This window comes from Vibrio ouci (assembly GCF_004551525.1).
In the GTDB taxonomy this organism is placed as follows: Bacteria; Pseudomonadota; Gammaproteobacteria; order Enterobacterales; family Vibrionaceae; genus Vibrio; species Vibrio ouci.
This window is the reverse complement of sequence record NZ_SATR01000004.1, coordinates 96,190-120,312: the sequence shown is the minus strand read 5'-3', so window position 1 is coordinate 120,312 and position 24,123 is coordinate 96,190. Positions and strand designations below refer to the sequence as shown.

Annotated in this window: 22 protein-coding genes; 14 read left to right on the top strand and 8 right to left on the bottom strand. The window is 44.7% G+C overall.

From position 1 onward, the window contains the following. Positions 1–68 precede the first annotated feature (68 nt). Positions 69–2,360, top strand: a complete 2,292-nt coding sequence (locus ELS82_RS04605; protein WP_134834409.1) for an acyl-CoA dehydrogenase — start codon at positions 69–71, stop codon at positions 2,358–2,360. 204 nt (positions 2,361–2,564) lie between these two features. Next, positions 2,565–3,767 (top strand): enoyl-ACP reductase FabV, encoded by a 1,203-nt coding sequence (gene fabV / locus ELS82_RS04600; RefSeq protein ID WP_134834408.1) that lies wholly within the window; start codon positions 2,565–2,567, stop codon positions 3,765–3,767. A gap of 259 nt (positions 3,768–4,026) precedes the next feature. Here fabV and xthA read toward each other — a convergent pair whose 3' ends face one another. Further along, complete coding sequence (xthA, locus tag ELS82_RS04595; protein ID WP_134834407.1) at positions 4,027–4,833, bottom strand: exodeoxyribonuclease III; 807 nt, start codon at positions 4,831–4,833, stop codon at positions 4,027–4,029. Positions 4,834–5,038: 205 nt separating this feature from the next. On the opposite strand from xthA, the gene ELS82_RS04590 reads away from it, so the two are divergent. After that, the gene (locus ELS82_RS04590) at positions 5,039–7,156 is read left to right on the top strand and encodes a methyl-accepting chemotaxis protein (protein ID WP_134834406.1); all 2,118 of its coding nucleotides are present in this window, start codon (positions 5,039–5,041) and stop codon (positions 7,154–7,156) included. A gap of 81 nt (positions 7,157–7,237) precedes the next feature. Here the strand turns inward: ELS82_RS04590 and ELS82_RS04585 are convergent, their stop codons facing one another. Genes ELS82_RS04585 through dinG form a run of 5 tightly spaced genes read right to left on the bottom strand, consistent with a single transcriptional unit; the run spans position 7,238 to position 11,971 of the window. Continuing rightward, a complete protein-coding gene (locus ELS82_RS04585; protein WP_134834405.1) occupies positions 7,238–8,371 on the bottom strand; it encodes a ribosomal protein uL16 3-hydroxylase in 1,134 nt (377 codons plus the stop codon). Continuing rightward, positions 8,359–8,529, bottom strand: a complete 171-nt coding sequence (gene rsmS, locus ELS82_RS04580; protein WP_134834404.1) for a pleiotropic regulatory protein RsmS — start codon at positions 8,527–8,529, stop codon at positions 8,359–8,361. Before rsmS ends, ELS82_RS04585 begins: the two co-directional genes overlap by 13 nt. Continuing rightward, entirely contained in the window at positions 8,529–9,077 is a 549-nt protein-coding gene (locus ELS82_RS04575; RefSeq protein ID WP_134834403.1) for a primosomal replication protein, read from the bottom strand. The genes rsmS and ELS82_RS04575 overlap by 1 nt, the downstream gene beginning before the upstream one ends. A gap of 10 nt (positions 9,078–9,087) precedes the next feature. After that, on the bottom strand, positions 9,088–9,867 hold the full coding sequence (locus tag ELS82_RS04570) for a sulfite exporter TauE/SafE family protein (protein ID WP_134834402.1): 780 nt from the start codon (positions 9,865–9,867) through the stop codon (positions 9,088–9,090). A 31-nt stretch (positions 9,868–9,898) separates the two neighbouring features. Beyond that, entirely contained in the window at positions 9,899–11,971 is a 2,073-nt protein-coding gene (dinG, locus tag ELS82_RS04565) for an ATP-dependent DNA helicase DinG (RefSeq protein ID WP_134834401.1), read from the bottom strand. A 516-nt stretch (positions 11,972–12,487) separates the two neighbouring features. Between dinG and ELS82_RS04560 the strand changes: the two genes are divergently transcribed. Then, complete coding sequence (locus ELS82_RS04560; protein WP_134834400.1) at positions 12,488–13,438, top strand: porin; 951 nt, start codon at positions 12,488–12,490, stop codon at positions 13,436–13,438. Between the two features lie 36 nt (positions 13,439–13,474). After that, positions 13,475–14,248 carry a YccT family protein gene (locus ELS82_RS04555; protein ID WP_244230750.1) on the top strand — a complete coding sequence of 258 codons (774 nt, stop codon included), beginning with the start codon at positions 13,475–13,477 and terminating at the stop codon, positions 14,246–14,248. Positions 14,249–14,313: 65 nt separating this feature from the next. Here ELS82_RS04555 and bioA read toward each other — a convergent pair whose 3' ends face one another. Next, positions 14,314–15,591, bottom strand: coding sequence for an adenosylmethionine--8-amino-7-oxononanoate transaminase (gene bioA, locus ELS82_RS04550; RefSeq protein WP_134834399.1), 1,278 nt, complete (start codon positions 15,589–15,591; stop codon positions 14,314–14,316). Between the two features lie 133 nt (positions 15,592–15,724). Here bioA and bioB point away from each other — a divergent pair, with 133 nt between their 5' ends. Genes bioB through bioD form a run of 4 tightly spaced genes read left to right on the top strand, consistent with a single transcriptional unit; the run spans position 15,725 to position 19,394 of the window. After that, complete coding sequence (bioB, locus tag ELS82_RS04545; RefSeq protein WP_134834398.1) at positions 15,725–16,777, top strand: biotin synthase BioB; 1,053 nt, start codon at positions 15,725–15,727, stop codon at positions 16,775–16,777. After that, positions 16,764–17,903 (top strand): 8-amino-7-oxononanoate synthase, encoded by a 1,140-nt coding sequence (gene bioF, locus ELS82_RS04540; protein ID WP_134834397.1) that lies wholly within the window; start codon positions 16,764–16,766, stop codon positions 17,901–17,903. Before bioB ends, bioF begins: the two co-directional genes overlap by 14 nt. Positions 17,904–17,907: 4 nt before the next feature. Further along, positions 17,908–18,711, top strand: a complete 804-nt coding sequence (bioC, locus tag ELS82_RS04535) for a malonyl-ACP O-methyltransferase BioC (protein WP_134834396.1) — start codon at positions 17,908–17,910, stop codon at positions 18,709–18,711. Continuing rightward, positions 18,708–19,394, top strand: coding sequence for a dethiobiotin synthase (gene bioD / locus ELS82_RS04530; protein ID WP_134834395.1), 687 nt, complete (start codon positions 18,708–18,710; stop codon positions 19,392–19,394). The genes bioC and bioD overlap by 4 nt, the downstream gene beginning before the upstream one ends. A gap of 53 nt (positions 19,395–19,447) precedes the next feature. Here bioD and ELS82_RS26260 read toward each other — a convergent pair whose 3' ends face one another. Beyond that, on the bottom strand, positions 19,448–19,615 hold the full coding sequence (locus ELS82_RS26260) for a hypothetical protein (RefSeq protein WP_167489223.1): 168 nt from the start codon (positions 19,613–19,615) through the stop codon (positions 19,448–19,450). Positions 19,616–19,908: 293 nt separating this feature from the next. Between ELS82_RS26260 and htpX the strand changes: the two genes are divergently transcribed. The 5 genes from htpX (at position 19,909) to ELS82_RS04505 (ending at position 24,113) form a co-directional block, all read left to right on the top strand. Further along, a complete protein-coding gene (gene htpX / locus ELS82_RS04525) occupies positions 19,909–20,772 on the top strand; it encodes a protease HtpX (protein ID WP_053438579.1) in 864 nt (287 codons plus the stop codon). A gap of 149 nt (positions 20,773–20,921) precedes the next feature. Then, positions 20,922–21,341 carry a nuclear transport factor 2 family protein gene (locus tag ELS82_RS04520; RefSeq protein WP_134834394.1) on the top strand — a complete coding sequence of 140 codons (420 nt, stop codon included), beginning with the start codon at positions 20,922–20,924 and terminating at the stop codon, positions 21,339–21,341. Then, a complete protein-coding gene (locus ELS82_RS04515) occupies positions 21,338–22,066 on the top strand; it encodes an SDR family NAD(P)-dependent oxidoreductase (protein WP_134834393.1) in 729 nt (242 codons plus the stop codon). The genes ELS82_RS04520 and ELS82_RS04515 overlap by 4 nt, the downstream gene beginning before the upstream one ends. 10 nt (positions 22,067–22,076) lie before the next feature. Then, positions 22,077–23,351, top strand: a complete 1,275-nt coding sequence (locus tag ELS82_RS04510; RefSeq protein WP_134834392.1) for an NAD(P)/FAD-dependent oxidoreductase — start codon at positions 22,077–22,079, stop codon at positions 23,349–23,351. Continuing rightward, a complete protein-coding gene (locus ELS82_RS04505) occupies positions 23,352–24,113 on the top strand; it encodes a DUF1365 domain-containing protein (protein WP_134834391.1) in 762 nt (253 codons plus the stop codon). The last annotated feature ends 10 nt before the right edge of the window (positions 24,114–24,123 follow it).

Genomic DNA, 24,123 nt, shown 5'->3' with positions numbered 1-24,123 from the left:
AACGAAAATCTGTACCTATATAAAAAAATAATATTGGACCACCAAATAGTGAACAAAAGGATCTGATTATGGGCTCTCTACGAAGAAAATGGGTAAGCGACCCAGCTTTCAAAATGTTTAAGAAAGTATTGCCACCGCTATCAAGCACTGAAAAAGAAGCAATGGAAGCGGGGAGTGTTTGGTGGGATGGAGAGCTGTTCTCAGGTCGTCCAGACTTTACTAAGCTGCACCAATACCCTAAACCAACGCTTTCAGCAGAAGAGCAATCGTTTATGGATAACGAGCTGAACACCCTGCTTGAAATGCTTGATGACCATAAGATTGTAAAAGAAGATCGCGACTTGCCCGAGGAAGTTTGGCAGTACTTACGTAAAGAGCGTTTCTTCTCTTTGATCATTTCAAAAGAATACGGCGGTCGTCAGTTCTCGTCACTGGCGAACTCGACCATCGTAACTAAAATTGCGACTCGCAGTATCAGTGCTGCGGTATCGGTTATGGTACCTAACTCACTTGGTCCTGGTGAGCTTCTGTCTCACTATGGTACGCAAGAGCAAAAAGATTACTGGCTACCGCGTCTCGCTGACGGCACCGATATTCCATGTTTTGCATTGACTGGCCCAGAGGCGGGCTCGGACGCAGGTGGTATTCCAGATGACGGTATTGTCTGTTACGGCGAGCACGAAGGCAAAGAAGTGCTGGGTATCCGTCTTAACTGGAACAAGCGCTACATTACCTTAGCGCCTGTGGCTACCGTACTTGGTCTTGCATTTAAGATGTACGATCCAGACGGTTTAATGGGCGATAAGAAAGAGCTTGGTATCACTTGTGCGCTTATTCCTGCAGATCACAAGGGTGTTGAAATCGGTGAGCGTCATGACCCACTTGGCCTAGCATTTATGAATGGCCCAACACGTGGTAAAGATGTGTTTATTCCTATGGAATGGCTTATCGGTGGTCAGGACTATGCAGGTAAAGGCTGGCGTATGCTGGTGGAATGTCTGTCAGCGGGCCGCGGTATTTCGCTGCCAGCACTAGGCACGGCGATGGGTCACCTGACCGCTCGTACAACCGGTGCTTACTCTTACGTTCGTAAGCAGTTTGGTATGTCGATTGGTAAGTTTGAAGGTGTTGCAGAATCACTGGGCCGTATCGGCGGTTTAACCTACCTATTGGAAGCGACACGAACGCTAACCACGACTTCATTGGATCTAAAAGAAAAGCCAGGCATCGTTACCGCAATTGCTAAATACCACATGACTGAGATGGCGCGTACGATCCTTAATGACTCAATGGATATTCACTCTGGTCGCGCAATTCAAGATGGCCCGATGAATTACCTTGCAGCGCCTTATCTTGGTATCCCAGTAGCTATCACGGTGGAAGGTGCAAACATCTTAACGCGTAACCTGATGATCTTTGGTCAAGGTGCGACACGTTGTCATCCATACGTACTAAAAGAGATGGAAGCGGCAGCGAACCCAGATGAGAAGCAAGGTGCCAAAGAGTTCGATAACCTGCTGTTCAAGCACATTAAACATGCGATGGGTAACACCTTCGGTGCGTTTGGTGCGGCGTTAACAGGTTCGCGCTTTATCAAGGCTGACATGAGTGGTCCAACTCAGAAATACTACAAAGATATGACTCGCTTGAGTCGTGCACTTGCAGTTAGTGCTGATATCGCTATGGCGACGTTGGGTGGCGATCTAAAACGTAAAGAGATGATTTCTGCTCGTCTAGGTGATGTACTTGCTTACCTGTACATGGCGTCAGCAGCATTGAAGAAATACGAAGATGAAGGTCGTCAGCAGCAAGATCTCGATTACGTGCACTATGCCGTTCAGCACTGTCTACATAACGGTGCGAAATCACTGCAAGAAGCATTCAGTAACTACCCGCAAAAAGCGGTCGGTCGCTTACTTAAAGTGATTATCTTCCCATTGGGTAATAATTTTGCGAAGCCAAGTGATGATCTTACTGTGAAATTGGCAGAAAGCTTGATGACACCGGGCGCGCATCGCGATCGCCTAACGAATCTATGTTTCGTTGGTAAAGACGAGAACGACAGTGTTGGCTTGATGGAAAACGCATTCTTAGCGATGTACGACATTAAGAGCCTAGAACGTAAACTGATGCGTGCTGCGAAAGAGGGCAAAGTGGCACGTAAAGGTCTATTAATGGATAGACTTGCGCAAGCGTTAGAAGCCGACGTACTGACGCAGGAAGAGGTAGATAAGATTGTTGCAGCTGACAAATTACGCTACAAAGCTATCCAAGTTGACCACTTTAGCCACGATATGAGCGAAGTTCGTACTCACGAAACGTCAAAAAAGTCTAAAGCGAAACTGGACAGCGTAGCTTAAAGTGGGCGGATTACGTTTCCGCTGAACAATAATTAGACATTTCATAGTAAAGGCACTCAAATGAGTGCCTTTTTGTTATTTGAGGCCCGAGTATTGGTTTAAAGTGCTCCAACCACTTGCATTTTAGCGACATTTTTACAGAAATTAGATGCGATCTCATGATGAAACTTTTATTCTAGCGGGGTTATTTAAAGGAAGTTGAATATGATCATCAAACCTAGAATTCGCGGATTTATCTGTACTACTACGCATCCAGTAGGCTGTGAAGCTAACGTAAAAGAACAAATTGCTTACACAAAAGCACAAGGCCCAATCAAAGACGCACCTAAGCGCGTACTTGTTGTGGGTGCATCAAGTGGCTACGGTCTATCTTCTCGTATCGCTGCGGCATTTGGTGGCGGTGCTTCAACTATCGGTGTTTTCTTCGAAAAAGAAGGCACAGAGAAAAAGCCGGGTACAGCGGGTTTCTACAACTCTGTTGCATTTGAAAAGCTAGCTCGTGAAGAAGGTCTATACGCAAAAAGCCTAAATGGCGATGCGTTCTCTAACGAAGCGAAACAGAAAACAATCGACCTTATCAAAGAAGACCTAGGTCAGATTGATATGGTGGTTTACTCGCTAGCGTCTCCAGTTCGTAAAATGCCAGAAACTGGCGAAGTGATTCGCTCTTCACTGAAACCAATTGGTGATAGTTACACATCGACTGCCGTTGATACCAACAAAGACGTGATCATCGAAGCAAGCGTTGAGCCTGCAACTGAAGAAGAGATCAAAGACACTGTTACTGTAATGGGCGGTGAAGATTGGGAACTTTGGATCAATGCACTTTCTGAAGCGGGTGTTCTAGCTGACGGTTGTAAGACTGTAGCATACAGCTACATCGGTACTGAGCTAACTTGGCCAATCTACTGGGATGGTGCGCTAGGTAAAGCGAAAATGGACCTAGATCGCGCAGCGACAGCTCTTAACGACAAGCTTTATGCAACTGGTGGTACAGCTAACGTGGCAGTACTTAAGTCTGTTGTGACTCAAGCTTCTTCTGCTATTCCTGTAATGCCACTGTACATTGCAATGGTATTTAAGAAGATGCGTGAGCAAGGTGTACACGAAGGTTGTATGGAACAGATCTTCCGTATGTTCAGCCAGCGTCTATACAAAGAAGATGGTTCAGCGCCTGAAGTGGATGATAAGAACCGTCTACGTCTAGATGACTGGGAACTTCGTGACGATATCCAAGAGCATTGTCGCAACCTATGGCCACAGATCACTTCTGAAAACCTAAAAGAGCTAACTGACTACGTTGAGTACAAAGAAGAGTTCTTGAAGCTATTTGGCTTCGGTGTTGAAGGTGTTGATTACGACGCTGATGTAAACCCAGACTACAAAGCAGACTTCGTTGCTATCTAATTGAAAGCATCAACTCTAAAATAAAATCCGGCGCCTAGACGCCGGATTTTTTGTTTGAGCTATCCGGAAATGCGCTGCCTTAGGCTGAGATAGAAGTGTCATTCCATAGAGCGAAGAATGAGTGAGTAGGGAATCTTTAATTGTTTTCTACTCACTATAAGAGATCCCCAACTCGTTTGTTCCTCACTCTTGAGGATGACTAATGCTTAATAAAAAAGGCCAGCAACAATGCTGGCCTTTATCGACTTTGCGTTATCTATTACTTAAACGTTGACCAAATTGGCGCATGGTCAGATGGTTTCTCAATGCCACGTAGTTCGTAGTCGACATCAGACTCAATACACTTCTCTGCTAGTTTAGGTGTCGCAAGTACTACGTCAATACGAAGGCCACGGTTATCTGGGAAGCCCTTTGAACGGTAATCAAACCACGAGAAACGATCGTTCACGTCAGGGTGGATTTGACGGAAGGTATCAACAAAGCCCCAATCTAGCAGTGTCTTCAACCATTCGCGCTCTTCTGGTTGGAAAGAACATTTACCTGTCTTCAACCAACGCTTACGGTTAGGTTCACCAATACCAATATCTGCATCAATCGGACTGATGTTGATATCGCCCATCACAATCAACTGCTCATCATTGCTGTGATGATCGTTTAGGTAGGTCATTAGATCTGAATAGAACTGGCGCTTGTAAGGGAACTTAGTCTCATGGTTGATGTTGTCACCTTGTGGGAAGTAGCCATTAAGGACAGTCACTTTCTCGCCGTTATCATCTTCCAGGGTCACCATGATCATACGTTTTTGATGATCTTCGTTATCGGTAGGGAAACCTTTTTGAACCGAAAGCGGCTCTTTCTTACATAGCATAGCCACGCCGTAATGTGCTTTCTGGCCATGGAAGTAGACTTTATAGCCCATTGCCTCAACGTCTTCGAGAGGGAAGGCTTCGTCATGGACTTTGATTTCTTGCAGACCAATCACATCTGGCTGATGCTTATCAATAACAGCTTGAAGTTGGTGAAGTCGGGCACGAAGGCCATTTATATTGAAAGAAATTACTTTCATTTCTGTTCCTTAGCTATGACTGCTTTATTTTTATTAGCGCAATACTAGCATCAAAATTCTGTGGTCGCGAAAGAGAAATAGTCCATCGTTAGTGTTAACAATTATTTAATCTTTCGATTGATATCTAACTCATTTATGGTGTAATTGATAACCACTTTTATTCACTAAAAGTCTGAAATCACCGAGTTTGCTAAAAGGATGTAATATGCGAACGTTATCTGTGCAGTGGAAAATCACACTTCTTGCGGGCGCGTGCCTGCTTATCACCTCTCTGTCGTTGATCGGTTTCTCGGTTTACAACGCGATTTCTAATCAGCAACAAATCAAACAACAAAGTTCGGCATCGGTTATCGATAAGTCTGAGCAAATTGTTGAAACTCGCGCGTTGCTCAATGCAACCGAAGTGACCGAGTATCTTAACGAAGCCTTATACCGTGCTGAAATGCTGGCATCGAGTGCCATGTTCCAAAAGAATCTCAGTGAAGAGAACTTTGGCGACAGTGAAGAGCTACGAATTGCGCTAGATGAAATGGTGCGCCGAGCGGTATTAGACTTCGAGAGTATCGAAGGAGCCTATTTGGTGTTTAAGCCAGATATGCTGGATGGTGAAGATAACAACTATGTTGATGCAGAGTATGTGGGTTCAAACGATAAAGGCCGCTTTTCGCCTTATTGGATGACGGCAGAAAATGGCGAAAACATCATTTCGAATGTTATCTCAGAAGCAAACTTATCTGATGCTGTAAATAGCGAACGATTCTTTTGCCCGCTGGCGTCGGGCGATACGTGTGTGACAACGCCACGTGTTATTACTCACGATGGGGAAACCTTCCTTACTAGCTCGATTTCTGTACCGTTGATGGTTGAAGAGACAGCCATTGGTTTCTTTGGTATCGATCTAAGGCTTGATCCGTTGGCGAGCATTGTTGCCAATTCCGATCAAGAGCTATTTTCGGGTAGCGGGTCAATTAACTTAATTAGCTTGGATGGCTCACTGATAGCAAGCGACGATACGTCACAGCAAGTAGGTCAGCCGTTCAATAGTGATATTCTTTCCAACGATCAACTGACGGATCTGCTCTTTGGTCAAGAAGTGAAAACTCAATGGAATAAAGATGGAGCATGGCTAAGCGTATTTGCGCCGATCATGGTGGCAAATCAGACGTGGGGTGTACTATTTGATATGCCACGTTCGAGCGTTTTATCTGATGCCGAAGAACTCGACGCGATTATTAGCCAGCAAGTCGAATCAAGTGTTCAGACTGAACTTATTGCTGGCGTTGCTTTGGTTTTGTTAGGGTTAGCGACGATTGCATTTGCGGCTTCTCGCTTGGTTAAACCGATTCGTGAAGTAGCAGCTCGCTTAGAGGATATTGCATCTGGTGAAGGGGACTTAACCCAGCGACTAGACATTAAATCTAAAGATGAGATTGGTCAGTTATCCATTGGCTTCAATAAATTCTTAGATAAACTTCAATCGATCATTAGCGATGTGGTTGATACTACGCTGCAAATAGGAACAACGACTCAGCAATCGAGAGTGGCGGCCCAGCAAACGAGAAGCAGTAGCGACGCGCAATTTAAAGAGGTCGATTTGGTTGCAACCGCATCGGAAGAGATGACTCAAACCGCAAGTCTTGTGGTGCAAAATGCGGAAGTAGCGGTAAGAGCCGCTGAAAAAGCTAATGAAGTGGCGGCGAGTGGCCAAAACGTGATTGAGCAGTCTCAAGCTGAAATGATTCGCTTAGTGGATCGTATGACCGCGGCAGTGCCTGTTGTTGAAGAGTTGGCATCGAACAATGCTAATATCACTGAAATTCTTTCGGTCATTGAGGGAATTTCGGAGCAGACCAACTTACTTGCGTTAAACGCGGCAATCGAAGCGGCGAGGGCAGGAGAACAAGGACGAGGATTTGCTGTGGTTGCAGACGAGGTGCGTAACTTAGCAAGTCGTACTCAGGAATCTGTGGGTGAAATTCGCCAGGTGATTGAGAGCGTGCAAAATGGTACGCGAGACGTTGTTCGAGCAATACAAGATGGTAATGACTTGGCCAATGACTCAGCAGCTCAAGTCCAAAATGCCGCGGCAGAGTTAAGCCAGATCTTTGAGGCTATTGCGTCAATCAACGATATGAACTCGCAGATCGTGAAAGCCGCTGAAGAGCAGCAGTCTGTTTCCGCGGAAGTTAACCAGAATGTGAGTAACATTCGCGATTTGAGCGCTCAGATCTTAACCCAAGCGGAAGAGTCTGAGATGGTCAGTTCGCAGATCGGTGAACTCTCTTCTAAGCAGCAATCACTGGTCGATCAGTTTAAAGTCTAACTTGGTAAGCTAGATTATCCTGATACAACAAGGGCTTCGAAATATCGAAGCCCTTGTTGGTTTGATAGTGAGTAAAGCAACTTAATCGAAATACCAGTAGCCTTTATTTACAAGCTTCGTGAGTAGAGCGATAGCTTCATTAAGCTCAGAGTCGTTACAACAGTCGATTGAGACTACATCTTGGTCACACAAAGCTTGCGCTAAGTTTGCGTTTGGCACACCGAAGGTTTCACCATTAATGTAAATAGTGCTTAGTTGGCCTTGATGATAAAGAGCTCTCAACCCAGATACTTTTCTTAGCACCCCGCCTGAACGTAAATATTCGCTTACTTCAACGCTGCGCTGTTCCTCTTCTGGCTCGACAACATCAAGCTGGTGGCGAGATTGACTCAGCATAGCGCCCATAAACGCTTGAATGTCTTTCTCGGAGTTCAGTGTCGCTTTTAGCATATCGGTAAGCTTGGCAAGATCTTGGTTGAGTAACTCGCCGCAGTTGTTTTGTGTTGACTGCTCTGGGTTATGCAGGTGAACGTCACCAATATCATGAGCCAGCACATAATCGGCGAAGTTGCTCAGTAACTCTTGCTCTTTTGGTGAACGAAAACCAATTGAGTAACTCATGCTAGGTTCTAACGTGTTACCTTCATGAGGAAAACCTGGTGGAATATAAAGAATGTCCCCTGGCTCAAGCACTTCATCAATAATAGGCTCAAAGCCTTCAATTTGTCTTAAAGCACTCGCTTGAATGGATTCTTTATACTGACCTTTATCGATGTCACCAACGCGCCAGCGACGCTTGCCACTACCTTGGATAATAAACACATCATATTGATCGATGTGCGGACCGACGCCACCTTCTGGGGCAGAAAAGCAAACCATTAGATCGTCAAATAACCATTGAGGCAGTTGTTTAAATGCGTCAACCAACTCAGCAGAGCCTAAATGCCAGTGGTTACAGGCTTGGACAATCAGTTGCCAGTGGGATTCGTCCAACGATTCGAAGTGAGATTCTGGCAGTGGTCCATGAGTAGCTGACCACTGATTGTTTTTATTCGAAATGAAGCGTGAGTCGATCTCTTCTTCCATCGCCAAGCCCGCAAGCTCGTCTGGCGAAATCGGGTCAATAAAGTCAGCAAATCCAGTTTTGATTACGGTTGGTTTTTTATGCCAATGCTCAGCCAGAAAAGCGCTCATATCAAAGCTTAGTTGGTACATGGTTGCTCCAGCTTGCGCTCAAGATCAGACTGAACAATTTTTAATGCTTCAAGCGCGACTTTTGGATCGACTTCGTTGCTTTCGAATAGATAAATAAGGTCAACGGCGAGTTTGATCTCGTCAGGTGCTTGATCTAAGCCTGAGTTAGATGAAGACATTATTGGTTTCTCTCTCGGTAGGTGATCTGCTTTTCGATTTTAAGCTTGGCTTCTTGGCAGCGCTTGAGACGTTGCTCTGTGGTCAGAAGGTCTTGTTGAGCGGCTTGCTGCTGAAATGGTGGCGCATATTGCAGCGCGAGTTCTTTATCTCTAACCATTTCCATTAAACGGCGCTCCCAATCTTGGTGCTGGGACAAGTGTTGGTAAAGCTCGTTAATCGGTTTTTGAAAGTAGCTTTTATGCTTAGGTTCGTTTTTACGAATCTTGGTGGTCGCTAGCTCGCGTTGTATCGCACTGACTTGGGCGAAAAGACGCTCAGTGAGATATTCCGCGCGCATGGCTGTAAGTTTGCCTGCTTCTTCTTCTCTGATGATAGATTGCAGAGTCGATTGGGTCTCTTTCACACATGGGACCAAGAGTTTCGCTTTACACTGGAATAGTCTTTCATCAAACAGTGCAAGATGGTGCTCACCTCGTTGCCTGTCGAGGCTAGCGGCTTGAACCGCAAGCTCTTCTAGTGTTGATTTAAGCTGGTTTATTTTGCTCATCGTTGGTGCCTTACAAGTTTACAAACCATGCTTCGTAAGCAAGTTTTACTGCGAGAATGCTAACTACAGTGACAAAGACAGGGCGAATGAATTTTGCGCCAAACTTGATCGCTGAATGAGCCCCGACGAATGCTCCGGCCATTAAGCAAACTCCCATCGTTAAGCCTAGCACCCAATCAATGTGGCCTAAAATGGCGAAGGTAACTAAAGAGGTAAAGTTGCTGGTAAAGTTCATCGCTTTAGCAAGGCCTGACGCTAACAAGATGTTTAGTCGGTATAACGCCATTGAACTAACAGTCCAAAATGCGCCTGTCCCAGGTCCGGCAACACCGTCATAAAAACCAAGGGTTAAACCTTGGGCATACTGTTTTTTCTTAATCGTTGGACATGGATCCGGTGTTTCGTTGTTCACCTGATTTGGCGTTTTATGCCAAATGGTGTAAATCGCCGCTGCGAGAATCACAAGTGGCAAAATCTTTTCTAGCCACTGGGTGCTGATTAGGTCGACAAACAAGGTACCTAAAATTGCCCCAGTTAAGGTCGCGACAAAAGCGCGTCCCCAACACTCAGGTTTAAACAACTTCTTGCGATAATAGGTGAATGCCGCCGTCGAGGAGGCAAAGGTTGCTGCAAGTTTGTTTGTACCCAAGGCAATATGCGGCGGTAGGCCTAATGACAATAGGGTAGGGACGGTGAGCATACCACCACCACCGGCGACCGCATCGATAAATCCTGCGAGAAAAGCGACAAGTGCCAACACCAACAACATGGTTGGCTCTAAAAATTCCATATAATGATTCTTCTTATATATAGGGCGAAGATTATTCTATTATTCGTTTAAAAGGCGGTAATGAGTCGAGCAGAGCACTACCATAGCGCTTGGTCACCACGCGGCGATCAAGGATGATGACTTTACCAGAATCTCGTTCCTTACGCAGCAAACGACCCACTGACTGAATCAGTTTTTTGCTCGCTTCCGGAACCGTGATCTGCATGAAAGGGTTGCCGCCTCTATTCTCGATATATTCGGCGTGAGCTCTCTCAACTGGCGAAGTCGGAACGGCGAAAGGAATTTTAGTCACGATGAGATTCTCAAGCAGTTCACCTGGTAAGTCGAGTCCTTCAGAAAAGCTCCCCGTTCCAAAAAGGATGCTGGTTTTCTGGCACTGAACAAGGGTTTTATGTTTTTTTAGGATCTCTGAGCGAGATTCTTGCCCTTGAACTTGTAATGCCCAGCCTTGTTTAACGAAATCTGTTGAGAGCGCTTCTGCAACTTGATTCATCTGCCAATAGGATGAGAATAAAACTAAGTTGGCCTTCTTGTCTTCAATTAGGTTAGGCAATCTTTCAATAAGATATTCCGTAAACTGCGGTGCTTGCGGTTCGTACTTCATTTTCGGAACATGCAGCTCGGCTTGGTTTTGATAGTCAAACGGCGAAGCGAGCGCTAAGAAACGTACACCATCATCGGGCTTTTCACTGATGCCGGCCTGACGACAGAAAAAGCTGAATGAATTTAGCGCTCTCATTGTGGCTGAAGTAAGCACTGCTCCAACGCAGCGACTCCAAAGTTGTTGGTCCAACTGCCAGCCAACCTCAAGTGGTGAGACATTGACGATAAAGTCGCCTTCTCGCTCAGGGCTGACTTCGAGCCAGCGCGCTAGAGGGGCGCCTTTCTCGCGTGTCGGCTCAGCCATTAGGTTCCATACTTGAGCAAGGTTATCCATGCGCTGGATGTAAAAGCCGAGTTCAGCCAAAGCAGGTTCAGCCAGTCTGTTCGCTAGCTCACCGTCTTTCACTCGTTCTGCTATCAAGTCCGCAATCTTTGCCACAGCTTGAGCGCCTTTTTGCGACAGCTTCTTTAATTCTTTTGATTCTTCTTCTAACCAGCTCGGCAGCTCGCCATTTTCGAAGCGATAGATGTTCTCTTCAAAATGTGCCGGGTCAAAGCGTGTTGCTAACTGAGATAAAGAGGGAATTAACTGCTGTACTGAATCTTGCAGCTCATTACGAAAGCGAGAGACACGCTTTTCATCCGCCATGTTGGCAAACTTGGTCACCGATTGATTGAGTCTCTCTAACCAGGTTGCAGCCCCTTTTAAGCTAGCGGCCGCCGATGAATGGTCACGCGCCACATGAGGAAGGTGATGCGCTTCATCAAAAACATAAATCGTATTTTCTGGCTCTGGCAGAATAACGCCACCGCCAAGATCGGCGTCAGCCATCACTAGACTATGGTTTGCAATAATGACATCAGTTTTGTCTAGCTCTGAGCGCGCTTTTTGAAACGGACAGTCTCGATGAGCAGGCATACTGTTATTACAGCTATGTTTGTCACTGACAATGAGCTGCCATATTTCATCTTTGATAGGTTTAGGCCACGAGTCTCTGTCACCATCCCACTTACTTTGGGCTAAGGACTTATACATGGTTTCAAGCAGCTCAATGTCTTTTTTCTTTGGCTTGGTTTCAAACATTGCCAGCTGGCCACCATCAACGCCGCTTGCAGAGGCAAGTTTTTCGGCGCAGCAATAGCGCTGACGACCTTTAGCCAATATAAAAGAGAACTCGCGATCGGTTAGCCTTCTATATAGGGGGAGATCTTTATTGACCAACTGCTCTTGCAGTGCAACTGTCGCAGTAGAGATAACAACTTTGCGGTTGTTTAACACTGCGACTGGAATAACCGCCATTAAATAAGAAAGAGATTTACCAATTCCGGTCCCAGCTTCAGCCACAATCATGCGAGTAGATTTGTGATATTCGCCACAAAGTGTCTTGGCGATTTCCGCAACGAGGTAATTCTGAGCTCGACGAGGTACAAAGTTTTCTAGCTGTGATTGGAGGTTTTGATAACTAGTGCGAATGGATTGTTGGATTTTACTGGTAATCATACTGTGACCTATATGGCGGGTGACGCATCATAGCACACTTTGCTAAACACTACTCAGTTCACGAAATAGAATCCTTAATAGCCAAATGTGGATCTTGTTCACAAAAAAAAACTGAACCTTCAATTACTTACAATTAATTCTAAATGTAAAAAATATATCCCGCTACATTTGGGTGTCTTCTAGTTTAAAATATTGACATTTGTTGTTTTTATCGACCTACTCGGGGTTTTGTTCTGAAATTGTGTTTTAGGATTAACTTAAGCAAGGACGCTGGAATGTTATGAAGTTGCTCGTATTTTATTCTAAATTCAATGTAACCCTTTGTTATTTAATGGCTTTATGTTTTTTTAGTAATGTTTTTTAGAATATTTGACAGTCCGAATAATCTTTTGCAATCTAGACCTCGAAATTTAGTGGCGATGATATCCAACCCAAAAGAGGCAGGAATCATCATCAAAAAACATAAAGGGAACCGGGCAAGGATCTCCCATTCTATAGAAAAGGCAGTGGATTATTATGAAAAAGACTCTAGTAGCTCTTTCAGTACTTATGGCAGCGACGTCTGCTCAAGCTATCGAACTTTACAACCAAGAAGGCGTTTCAGTTAACATGACTGGCGACGTAGAGATTCGTTACAAGAAGGCAATCGGCGACAACCAAGAGCTTAAGCAAGAAATCGATGATGCAGATTTCGGCTTTGACACTCGTTACGCTGTAAACGATGACCTACAAATCGGTGCATTCCTAGAGTTCTCTGGTGACAACAGTGACCGTGCTACTGGTAACTCTTCAGTAGGTAACGTTTACTTTGGTTTCTACCACAACACTCTTGGTACACTAAAAGTTGGTAAACTAGATACTCAACTTGATGACGCTGGTATCGGTTCTGATTACCTATTCGGTGTTAGCTCGTTCTTCAACGATGCTGATTTCGGTGGTGAAGAAGCAGTACGTTACGACCTAGATAAAGGCGCATTCTACTTTGGTCTTGGTCTAATCCAAGACAAGCACAATGCTCAAAACATCGGTGAAGATGGTCAATACTTCGACGTTAAAGTTGGTGCACGTGTAGCTGACTTTGATTTCACAGCATTCTACGGTGACGCAGAGCTTAAAGGTAACGGTCTAGACGCTGACGAATCTCTTCTAGCTCTAGAAGCTCGCTTCGCTGGTGTTGAAAACCTAAACCTAGAGCTTGGTTACTACAACGTAGAGAACAAGCCAGCAGCTGGTACTAAGACTGATTCAGATACTATTGCAGTAGCCGCAGACTACACTATGGGTAAAACTACTTTTGCTGGTGGCGTTGCAACAATCGACCGTAGCGCAGATGAAGACTACACTGAGTGGTTCCTAAACGCTGGTTACGGTATCGCACCAAACACTACTATCTACGCAGAGATTGGTGATAACGATCTAGACAACACTGATCTAGGTTACGGTGTTGGTATCAAAGCTTCATTCTAATTGAAGACTTTTAAGTAATACCTAGAAGCCACCCATATGGGTGGCTTTTTATTATTTATAACAACGGTTTATAGCTTTCAACCCAGTGAAGCTACTGTTAGAATTAAGCCTGAATATCATGGGATTAAAGAGATTATTATGATGAAATGGATGATAACGATCTGTGCTTTGTTTTCTTTTACGGTAAGTGCAGCGACATTAATTCCTGCAAAAGGCTTATCGGTTCTTTATGTTAATGGTCAAGAAGCCGATTCTAAGATTGGAAGCCAACAGATTCCTAAAGGAGATGTGCAACTGGTTGTTAAGATGGATAAGAAACTTGGCAGAGGTAACTCGGCTAAGGTCTTTACATCTAAACCATACGTTTTGTCTTTCACCGTAAATGGTGAAGAAATCAAAATTGACAATCCACCAGCTCGAAGCCATCAGGAAGCCGTAAACGCGTTTAAGTCAGAGCAACCGGATTGGAAATTGAATCAAGATGGCTCTGCGTTAGAATACACACAAGAAAAGTTGCCCTCAAAAGGTGGATTATTTCCATACCTAGCGATGGACAAACTAGTCGCTGAATACAACCAATCGAAAGGTATTTACTTTGAGAGTGGTAAGCTATTGGATAAGCCTGTAGAAGCGCAAACAATCGCTGTTTCAACAACATCAGCAGTGGTAGCTTCGGTACCAACAGATGTAAAAGCTCCAGCAGTTAAGCCGGCTGCTTCAACCAACCTAGACCAACTAAAAGCTTGGTATCTAAAATCTTCTAAAGAAGAGCGTAAAGAATTCCGCCGTTGGATGATTGATCAAGAATAATCATCACTGGCAATAGATATAAGAAAGGCTTCCTATATGGAAGCCTTTCGCTTTTTTTATCACTATTATTGGAAGCAATTCGGATCTTGTAATGCGGTTTCGATAGCGCCCACTAGTTTCCCTACATGCTCTGCTTCGCTGATAAACGGTGGCATCATGTAAATCAGCTTACCAAATGGGCGAATCCACACGCCTTGATCAACAAAATGCGCTTGGATGTTTTCCATATTGACGGGGGATTTAGTTTCAACCACGCCAATCGCACCTAGCCAACGTACATCATCGACTAAGTCATAGTGCATTAGCTTTGGTAGTAACTCCGCAAATAGGCTCTCAATTTGTTTTGTTTGCGCTTGCCAGTGGTTCTGTTCTAAGAGTTCCATACTCGCTGTTGCGACAGCACATGCCAATGGGTTACCCATAAAGGTTGGTCCGTGCATAAAGCAGCCTGCGTCCCCACCGCAAACGGTATGCGCTACTTCGCTGGAAGCTAAGGTCGCTGATAGTGTCATATATCCACTGGTAAGTGCTTTACCTACGCACAAAATGTCAGGCTGAATATCAGCATGTTCACACGCAAACATCTTACCTGTACGGCCAAACCCTGTAGCAATTTCATCTAGGATCAATAGCACTCCAAATTGATCGCACAGATCTCTTACACCTTTTAGGAAATTGGGGTGGTAGATACGCATACCGCCAGCGCCTTGTACGATCGGCTCTAAGATCACTGCGGCGATCTCTTGATGATGTTGGTTTAGCTTCTGTTTGAAATCATCAAGATCTGATTCATTCCACTCTTGCCAGTATCCCGTTTTAGGTGATTGGGCAAAGATATGCTCAGGCAAAAAGCCTTTGTATAAAGAATGCATTGAGTTGTCAGGGTCGGTGACCGACATCGCCGCAAAGGTGTCGCCGTGGTAACCGTCTCTTAAGGTAAGAAACTTAGGTCTCGATTCTCCTTTGGCATGCCAGTATTGCAAGGCCATCTTTAAACTTACTTCTACAGCGACCGAGCCTGAATCGGCCAAAAACACATGTTGAAGATTATTTGGTGCGAGTGAGAGTAGCTTCTTGCACAAGTTAATCGCTGGTTCGTGAGTAATACCACCAAACATCACATGAGACATCTTATCAATTTGACTGTGAGCGGCTTGGTTAAGGTATGGGTGATTATAGCCGTGAATCGCTGACCACCATGAGGACATCCCATCGACAAGCTGTTTGCCATCTTCTAGTTCAAGCATTACTCCCTTGGCAGAGCTTACGGGATAGCAGGTCAGAGGTGTTAACGTCGATGTGTAAGGATGCCATATATGACGGCGATCGAAAGCGAGATCCATGTTCAATTCCTAAAATTAAAATGATCAATAATTAACCATATGTAAACTTTTGGTTTTTTGTTGTGTTGACAGTCTACATTGTGTCAGTAGACTAGCCAAGCAATCAAACCAACAATAAATGAAAGGAAAGCACGTGGAAGTACGTCACAACTGGACTGTTGCCGAAGTTCGAGAGCTTATGGAGAAACCATTTATGGATCTTCTGTTCGAAGCGCAAATGGTTCATCGTCAATACCAGCAACATAACCATGTACAAGTGAGTACGTTACTCTCCATCAAAACCGGTGCTTGTCCTGAGGATTGCAAATATTGTCCTCAGAGTGCGCGTTACACCACCGACATTGAAAAAGAGCGTTTAATGGAAGTTGAGCGCGTTCTCGATGCGGCGCAAAAGGCCAAAAACGCAGGCTCAACACGTTTTTGTATGGGCGCGGCGTGGAAGAATCCAAAAGAGCGCGATATGCCTCACCTAACCGATATGATCAAGGGTGTTAAAGGCATGGGCTTAGAAACATGTATGACACTCGGCATGTTGACGCCAGAGCAGGCTAACTCTTTGGCAGACGCAGGTTTGGATTACTACAACCATAATCTAGATACCTCGCCAGAATTCTACGGCAACATCATTACAACACGTACTTACCAAGACCGACTAGATACTTTATCCCACGTTCGTGAAGCAGGTATGAAGATCTGTTCAGGTGGTATCATTGGCATGGGTGAAAGTGCCAATGACCGCGCGGGGCTTTTTGTTGAATTAGCAAACTTGCCAGCGCACCCTGAAAGTGTGCCAATTAATATGCTGGTTAAAGTGAAAGGTACGCCACTTGAAGAGGTCGATGACGTAGAGCCGTTCGATTTTATTCGTTTGATCGCTATTGCTCGTATCATGATGCCAATGTCTGCTGTGCGTCTGTCTGCTGGTCGTGAAGACATGAATGAACAGATGCAGGCATTGTGCTTTATGGCAGGTGCAAACTCAGTATTCTACGGTTGCAAGCTACTAACCACACCAAACCCATCTGAAGATAAAGATATGCAGCTATTTAATAAGCTGGGTATTAACAGCCAACAAGTTTCCCAAAAACCTGACGAGATTGAAGAGAATGATTTGCTTGACCGTGTAGTTGAGCGCGTTGCCGCAAGACCAGCAAAAGACGATCTATTCTACGATGCCAGCGTTTAATACTCGCATCCAGCAAGCCCTTGCGCAAAGAAGCCAGCAAGGGCTTAGCCGCTCAATTCGTATTATTGATGACGGAAATTCAGCGCAGTTGAAAAATGGTTCTGCGGGTTATATTAATTTCTCTAGCAACGACTATCTCGGGTTAGCGTCTGATAAGAGTTTGACCAAAGCATGGCAACACGGCCTAGATAAATATGGTAACGGTAGCGGTGCTTCTCCACTTGTCACGGGTTTTTCATCGGCTCATCAGCAACTAGAAGAAACACTTTGTGACTGGCTCGGTTTCGATCGTGCGATACTGTTTAGTTCCGGCTTTTCGGCTAATCAAGCGCTGCTTTTTTCTCTGTTAGAGAAAGACGATGTTTTGTTGCAAGATAAGCTTAATCATGCCTCGCTGATGGAAGCGGGAATGCTCTCACCAGCAGTGATGAAACGGTTTCGCCACAATGATGTTAATAATTTAACCAGTTTGATGAGTGACAACGCATTGGTGGTAACTGAAGGCGTTTTTAGCATGGATGGCGACATGGCTCCATTAGCTGATATCTATGCGGTCACCAACGGTAAAGGCTGGCTAGCCGTGGATGATGCCCACGGTATTGGCGTATTGGGTAAGCAAGGGCAGGGCAGTTGCGCTGCCGCTGGCATTCAGCCTGAAATTCTTGTGGTGACGTTTGGTAAGGCGTTTGGCCTATCGGGCGCAGCCATTATGTGTAGTGAGCAAGTCGGTGACTATCTTACACAATTCGCCCGTCATCACGTTTACTCGACTGCGATGCCACCTTCTCAAGCTGTGGCTTTGTGTCATGCCGCTTCAATGATTCAAACGCAGCAATGGCGTAGGGACAAATTGGCAGAGCTCAGTGAGTACTATCACCGCCTACTTTCCGATATCGAAGGATACCAGACAACTGAGACACCCATTAAGCCCTTCATTATTGGTAGCTCTGATAAAGCGGTTGCAGTAGCTGAGCAATTAAAATCAGCCGGAATTTGGTTGACCGCAATTCGTCCGCCGACTGTGCCTAATGGGAGCGCTAGGCTAAGGATTACGCTTACTGCTGAGCATCAATTCCACCATATAGATAAGTTGGCTGAACAGCTAAAGCAAGCGGTAAAAGGGTGAGTAAATGGAACAAGCGATATTGATGGAATCACCTGCCGAGCTAAATAAACAAGCCATCGCCGAAGCATTTGGACGTGCGGCAACAAGCTACGATAAACATGCGGCCTTTCAGCGTGATGTTGGTGAGCGTCTATTAGCGAAAATGCCACAGGATCTAACCGGCAAAACCGTGTTGGATGTGGGCTGTGGTACAGGCTACTTTTCTTTAGAGCTATTGAAACGCGGCGCGCATGTTATCTGTTTTGATTTGTCCGAGCAGATGCTTGAAGCGGCTTATACGCGCTGTGGAGCAGACGGTGTAACTTATCGACAAGGCGATGCAGAGCAACTTCCTTTCGCAAATAATAGTGTTGATTACGTGTTTTCAAGTTTGGCGCTTCAGTGGTGTCAGGACTTGTCAGTGCCACTGCGTGAGATCAAGCGTGTGACTAAACCACAAGGCCGCGCTTATCTTTCCACTTTGCTGGATGGATCACTACACGAGCTAAAACAATCGTGGGCCAAAATTGATTCATATCAACACGTCAATGAGTTTATCTCAACCAATCAGGTAAAAATTGCGTTAGCGCAATCTGATTGCCATGAGCATCAACTAGACTTGGCGGCCATTACGGTGTGGTACGACACTGCTTTTGCTCTGATGCGAGATTTAAAAGGTATCGGAGCAACGCATGTCGATGGTAGGGCAAACGGTCTTACGAGTCGAAAAGCTTTAATGCGAGTAGAGCAAGAGTATCAAGCCTATCAAAATCATCAGGGTCTTCTACCTGCAACATATCAGGTCTGTTTAGGGGTTATTCATCTATGATTGATGCATTTTTTATTGCGGGTACGGATACCGATGTTGGAAAAACAGTTGCTTCAAAAGCGATATTGAACGCGTTAGCAGAGCAAGGATTAAAGACAATTGGCTATAAGCCGGTTGCAGCGGGCAGTGATAAAACTGCCGAAGGTTTTAGAAATTCAGACGCGCTCTATTTGCAGAAAGCAGCGACCGTTGACGTAGCGTATGATGATGTAAATCCATACGCGTTAGAGTTGCCTGCGTCACCGCATATTGCCGCTATGCGTGAGAATGTCGAAATTGAATACTCAATTTTGAGTGACAAACTGGCGCAGCATAAGCAAAACTCTGACATTGTGTTAGTGGAAGGCGCTGGTGGTTGGCGTGTACCCGTTTCGAGCTCAGACTGTCTATCCACTTGGGTTCAGCAAGAAAAGCTACCAGTGGTGCTGGTTGTTGGCATTAAATTGGGCTGTTTAAGCCATGCGATGCTGACGTTGGATGCGATTAAGGCGGATGGACTTGAGCTGGTTGGCTGGGTAGCAAACCGTGTCAATCCAGGTACTGAGCATTACGCAGACATTATCGAGATGCTTGAGCAGAAAATTGATGCGCCGAAGATCGGTGAGATCCCTTATGTTCCTTCTGTTAAGCGTCAAGGGCTTGCGAAATACATCGATGTCTCTCCTTTACTCAATAGAGACTAACGAAAAGTAAAACGGCTGCCAGGTGGGCAGCCGTTTTTAATTAATTGTGCAAATTACTTGTCGTGATTAAGACCCATCAGCGCAGATTGCGTTTCAATGATTCGCTTCTGCGTTTTATCTTCCGAAGAAATACCTAACTGCTTTTTCGCTTCTTCTTCAGAAAGCCCTAAATGACAGCACAACAGATCAATAGCCATTTGATAGTTGTTAGTTTCAACCATGATTCTCTTCCTTTGTTCCATGGATTTTCTCATCTACCCTAAATCTAACATGTTTGATTTGATCGGCAATACTACCAAAGTCTAACACCTAATCTTCGATGTTAGACTTGAATTGGCTTGTGTGAATCATTCTGATTTGTTTGATAAAAATAGTGAATATAGAAATCAAATGTTTCAATTTGCTGCTTAACCTTGTAATTAAAAGGAATAGACTATATCTATAGGGTTAAGAACAAGCTAGAGAGCAAATCTCTAGCAATAATAAAATGCTTCCGTTTTTTTGGAGAAAAGTAATGAAGCGAGTAATGTTATTTCTTGCAACCAACTTAGCTGTTGTTCTGGTACTAAGTGTTGTTCTGAATATTGTTTACGCAATGACAGGCATGCAACCGGGTAGCTTATCAGGTTTGTTAGTAATGGCTGCAGTGTTTGGTTTTGGTGGTTCATTTATCTCTTTGATGATGTCAAAGGGCATGGCACTGCGTTCTGTGGGCGGTATGGTTATTGAAAGCCCACGCAATGAAACTGAGCATTGGCTATTAGAGACGGTTCGCCGTCAATCAGAGCAAGTTGGTATTGGTATGCCGACTGTTGCTATTTATGACTCAGCGGATATCAACGCGTTTGCGACCGGTGCCAAGCGCAATGACTCTCTTGTCGCAGTATCGACAGGTCTATTACACAATATGACACGTGATGAGGCAGAGGCGGTTCTCGCGCACGAAGTGAGCCATATCGCGAATGGTGACATGGTAACCATGACCTTGATGCAAGGCGTGGTGAATACCTTTGTTATCTTCCTATCTCGTTTTATCGCCAATATCGTCTCGTCAAATAGCGACGAAGAAGAGGGTGGCAGCAACATGATGGTTTACTTTGGTGTCAGCATGGTACTTGAGTTGGTGTTCGGCTTCCTAGCAAGTTTTATCACCATGTGGTACAGCCGCCATCGCGAATTCCACGCTGATGCTGGTGCCGCGCAACTTGTGGGTAAACATAAGATGATTGCCGCGCTAGAGCGTCTAAAAATGAGCCAAGAATCTCAGCTAGAGGGTTCAATGATGGCATTTGGTATCAATGGCAAACAGTCACTGACTGAGCTGTTGATGAGCCACCCACCATTAGATAAACGTATTACTGCGCTACGTAATTCGTAACGAAAACTCTCTATTTTATTGAAAAGGCTTGGTTTATAACCAAGCCTTTTTTGATCTATTCTTTTAATACCTTCGTACAAGACTCAACAAACGTAAGCGGCAGTAGGAGTACGCTGCTCATTTACTGCTTTAGCGCTGAGGGCAAAAGAATGGATGTTCAAACGGTTGGGCAATTATACCAACAGCTGAATAAAACAAACTTGCACATACTGTCGGATGTTTACCACCAAGAGGTGATTTTTGAAGATGCCGCCCATCGATTGGAAGGTTGGCCCGCATTAGAAAATTACTTTGAATCTTTGTACGCCAATGTAAAACGCTGCGACTTTGAAATTCAGGACCATCAACAATCTGGTGATACTGGCTTCTTGACTTGGATAATGTGTTTGGAGCACCCAAAGCTTTCTAAGGGAGAAGTTATCTACGTTAATGGCGTTAGTCACTTAAAGTTCAGTCAGGGTCGAGTTATTTACCATCGTGACTACTTCGATTTAGGTGAGATGTTGTATGAGAACTTGCCTCTGCTCGGTTCAGTTATCAAAACAATCAAGCAGAGGTTAGGTCAATGAGTGGTGTTTTAATCACAGGAGCCACATCGGGTATCGGTCTGCAATTAGCAAAGGATTATGCCTCAGCAGGAGTTGCTGTTTTAGCTTGTGGTCGTAACCAAGAAGTTCTCGAACAACTCTCATCTCAATATGCTACTCTCACTCCTTTAGTGTTCGATCTGACCGATTCAGAGCAGACAGGCACTGTGCTTAAGTCACTCCCTTTCATCCCACAATTATGGATTTTTAACGCGGGTGATTGTGAATATATGGATGAAGGAAAAGTGGATGCTAGTTTGATGAAGCGAGTATTCGACATCAACGTCATCGGTTTATCTAACGTGATCCAAGCCAGCCAACAACATTATAAAGCGGGGCATCACATCGCTATTGTTGGTTCGATTGCCAGTGAAGTTGCGCTGCCTAGAGCGGAGGCCTATGGCGCTTCCAAAGCTGCAGTCAGTTATCTTGCTCGTACTCTGCAAGTTGACTTAAAACCTAAGAATATTGATGTGTCTGTGATTTATCCAGGGTTTGTCAAAACGCCTCTTACCGATAAAAACACCTTTGAGATGCCAATGCTGATATCGGTAGAGCGAGCATCTCGAGAAATTCGTCACGGCCTAGCAAAGAAACAGGCTCACATTTACTTCCCGAAAAAGTTCACCTCCCTGTTAAGAGTGATTGGCTTGCTGCCTTATCGTTGGCAAAACGCTATCACGACCAAGTTCTTAGTGCAGGGTTAGAGGAGGTTGCATGAAAATAGCAATAATTGGTACCGGGATTTCCGGATTGACGTGTGGTTACTACTTATATCGTCAGCATGATGTCACTCTTTACGAAGCCAATGACTATATTGGTGGTCATACAGCGACGGTTGATGTTCAACTTGACGATAAGACTTACGCGGTAGATACCGGCTTTATCGTATACAACGATCGAACCTATCCTAGTTTCATAGCACTGATGGCCGAAATTGGTGTAGAAGGTCAGCCAAGCCAAATGAGCTTCAGTGTTCGAAACGACAGTAATGGACTCGAATATAATGGCCATACAATTTCAACGCTTTTCGCTCAGCGCAGAAATTGGCTTAATCCGAAATTTTATTCTTTTATTCTCGAGATCTTACGTTTTAACCGAATGGTCAAAGAGATAGCGAGTGAAGACAAGCAAGGGAAGTCCACACTTGGGGATTTCTTAGCCCAACATAAGTTCAGCGACTATTTTTGTGATAATTACATCTTGCCGATGGGAGCAGCAATCTGGTCCTCCACACTGGCGGATATGCGCGCCTTTCCATTACAGTTTTTTGCTCGATTCTTCCTTAATCATGGTCTGCTTGATATCACCAACCGACCCCAATGGTATGTGGTCAAAGGAGGCTCGCGAGAGTATATCCCAGCACTAACGAAAGGCTTTGTAGATAGAATCAGACTTAACACTCCTGTTGAGTCCGTTCATCGTGATTCTGCAGGGGTCATCATACGTGCCAATGGAAAGGTTGAGCGTTTTGACCAAGTGATTTTTGCTTGCCACAGCGATCAAGCGAAAAAACTATTGCATGACGCGAGCAAGGCTGAAAGTAACATTTTAAAAGGACTTGCTTATCAGGCCAATGAGGTCATTCTCCACACTGACGAGCAGTTGCTACCGAAACGAAAAGCGGCTTGGGCATCTTGGAATTACTGGTTGGATGGGTCTTCCTCAGAACAGTCACGAGCGCCGACACTGACTTATAATATGAACATCCTGCAGCATATAGAGTCTCCCTACACGTTTTGTGTATCACTCAATAGCAGTGCTCAAATTGATCCAGATAAGGTTCTTAAGCGTTTTGTTTATCACCACCCTGTTTTTAATCAGGAGACAATTAATGCGCAGGCTAGGCGTGGTGAAATCAATGGGATAAATAAAACGTGGTTTTGTGGTGCTTACTGGTATAACGGTTTTCACGAAGATGGTGTACGCAGTGCCTTGGATGTTGTTCGGGGAATCGACAGCTTGGAACTCAGCTCAAAAGGTGTCGCTTAAATGAATAGCGCCTTATTGGTTGGCATGGTTAGGCACAGACGTTTTACGCCTGTAAAACACAGTTTGAGCTACCCCTTATTCATGCCATGCCTTGACTTGGATGAAATCGGCCAGCTTGAAAAAAAGGTTTGGGGTTTTGGCTCACGCTGGTGGCATTGGGCTCGATTTAAACGCCAAGATTATCTAGGTGAAGGGGACTTGAAACAGGCGGTGCTTGATAAAGTCTGGGAGCTGACCGGAGAACGTATCTCAGGTCGTGTTGAGGCAGTGATCCATCTTCGGTATCTCGGTATCTATTTTAGTCCGGTAAATTTCTATTACATCTACGATGAAAACAATCAGTGGCGTTATCTTTTAGCTGAAGTGAGTAACACTCCGTGGAATGAACGCCACTATTACGCCTTAAACGCCAAAGATGAGTCGACTTGGCGGCACAAAAAACAGTTTCACGTTTCTCCATTCAACCCGATCGCTCAGCAATATCAATGGAAGTTGAAACCGTTAGAGCGACAACTTTCTATCCACTTAGAGTGTCATCGAGATTCGAAAGAGTTCGACGCGACCTTGAAAATGCACAAATATCCGTTTAACTCTAAAGTATTAGTCAAACATTTGATCTCTACGCCGGTAATGGCAGTAAAAGTAACCATAGGTATTTACTGGCATGCGCTAAAACTTTGGATAAAGGGAGCTCCTTTCTATTCTCATCCGAAGTATCACTGTGACAGTAGTGACCAACCTAGTGCTGATATCGAAAAATAATAAAGGGAAT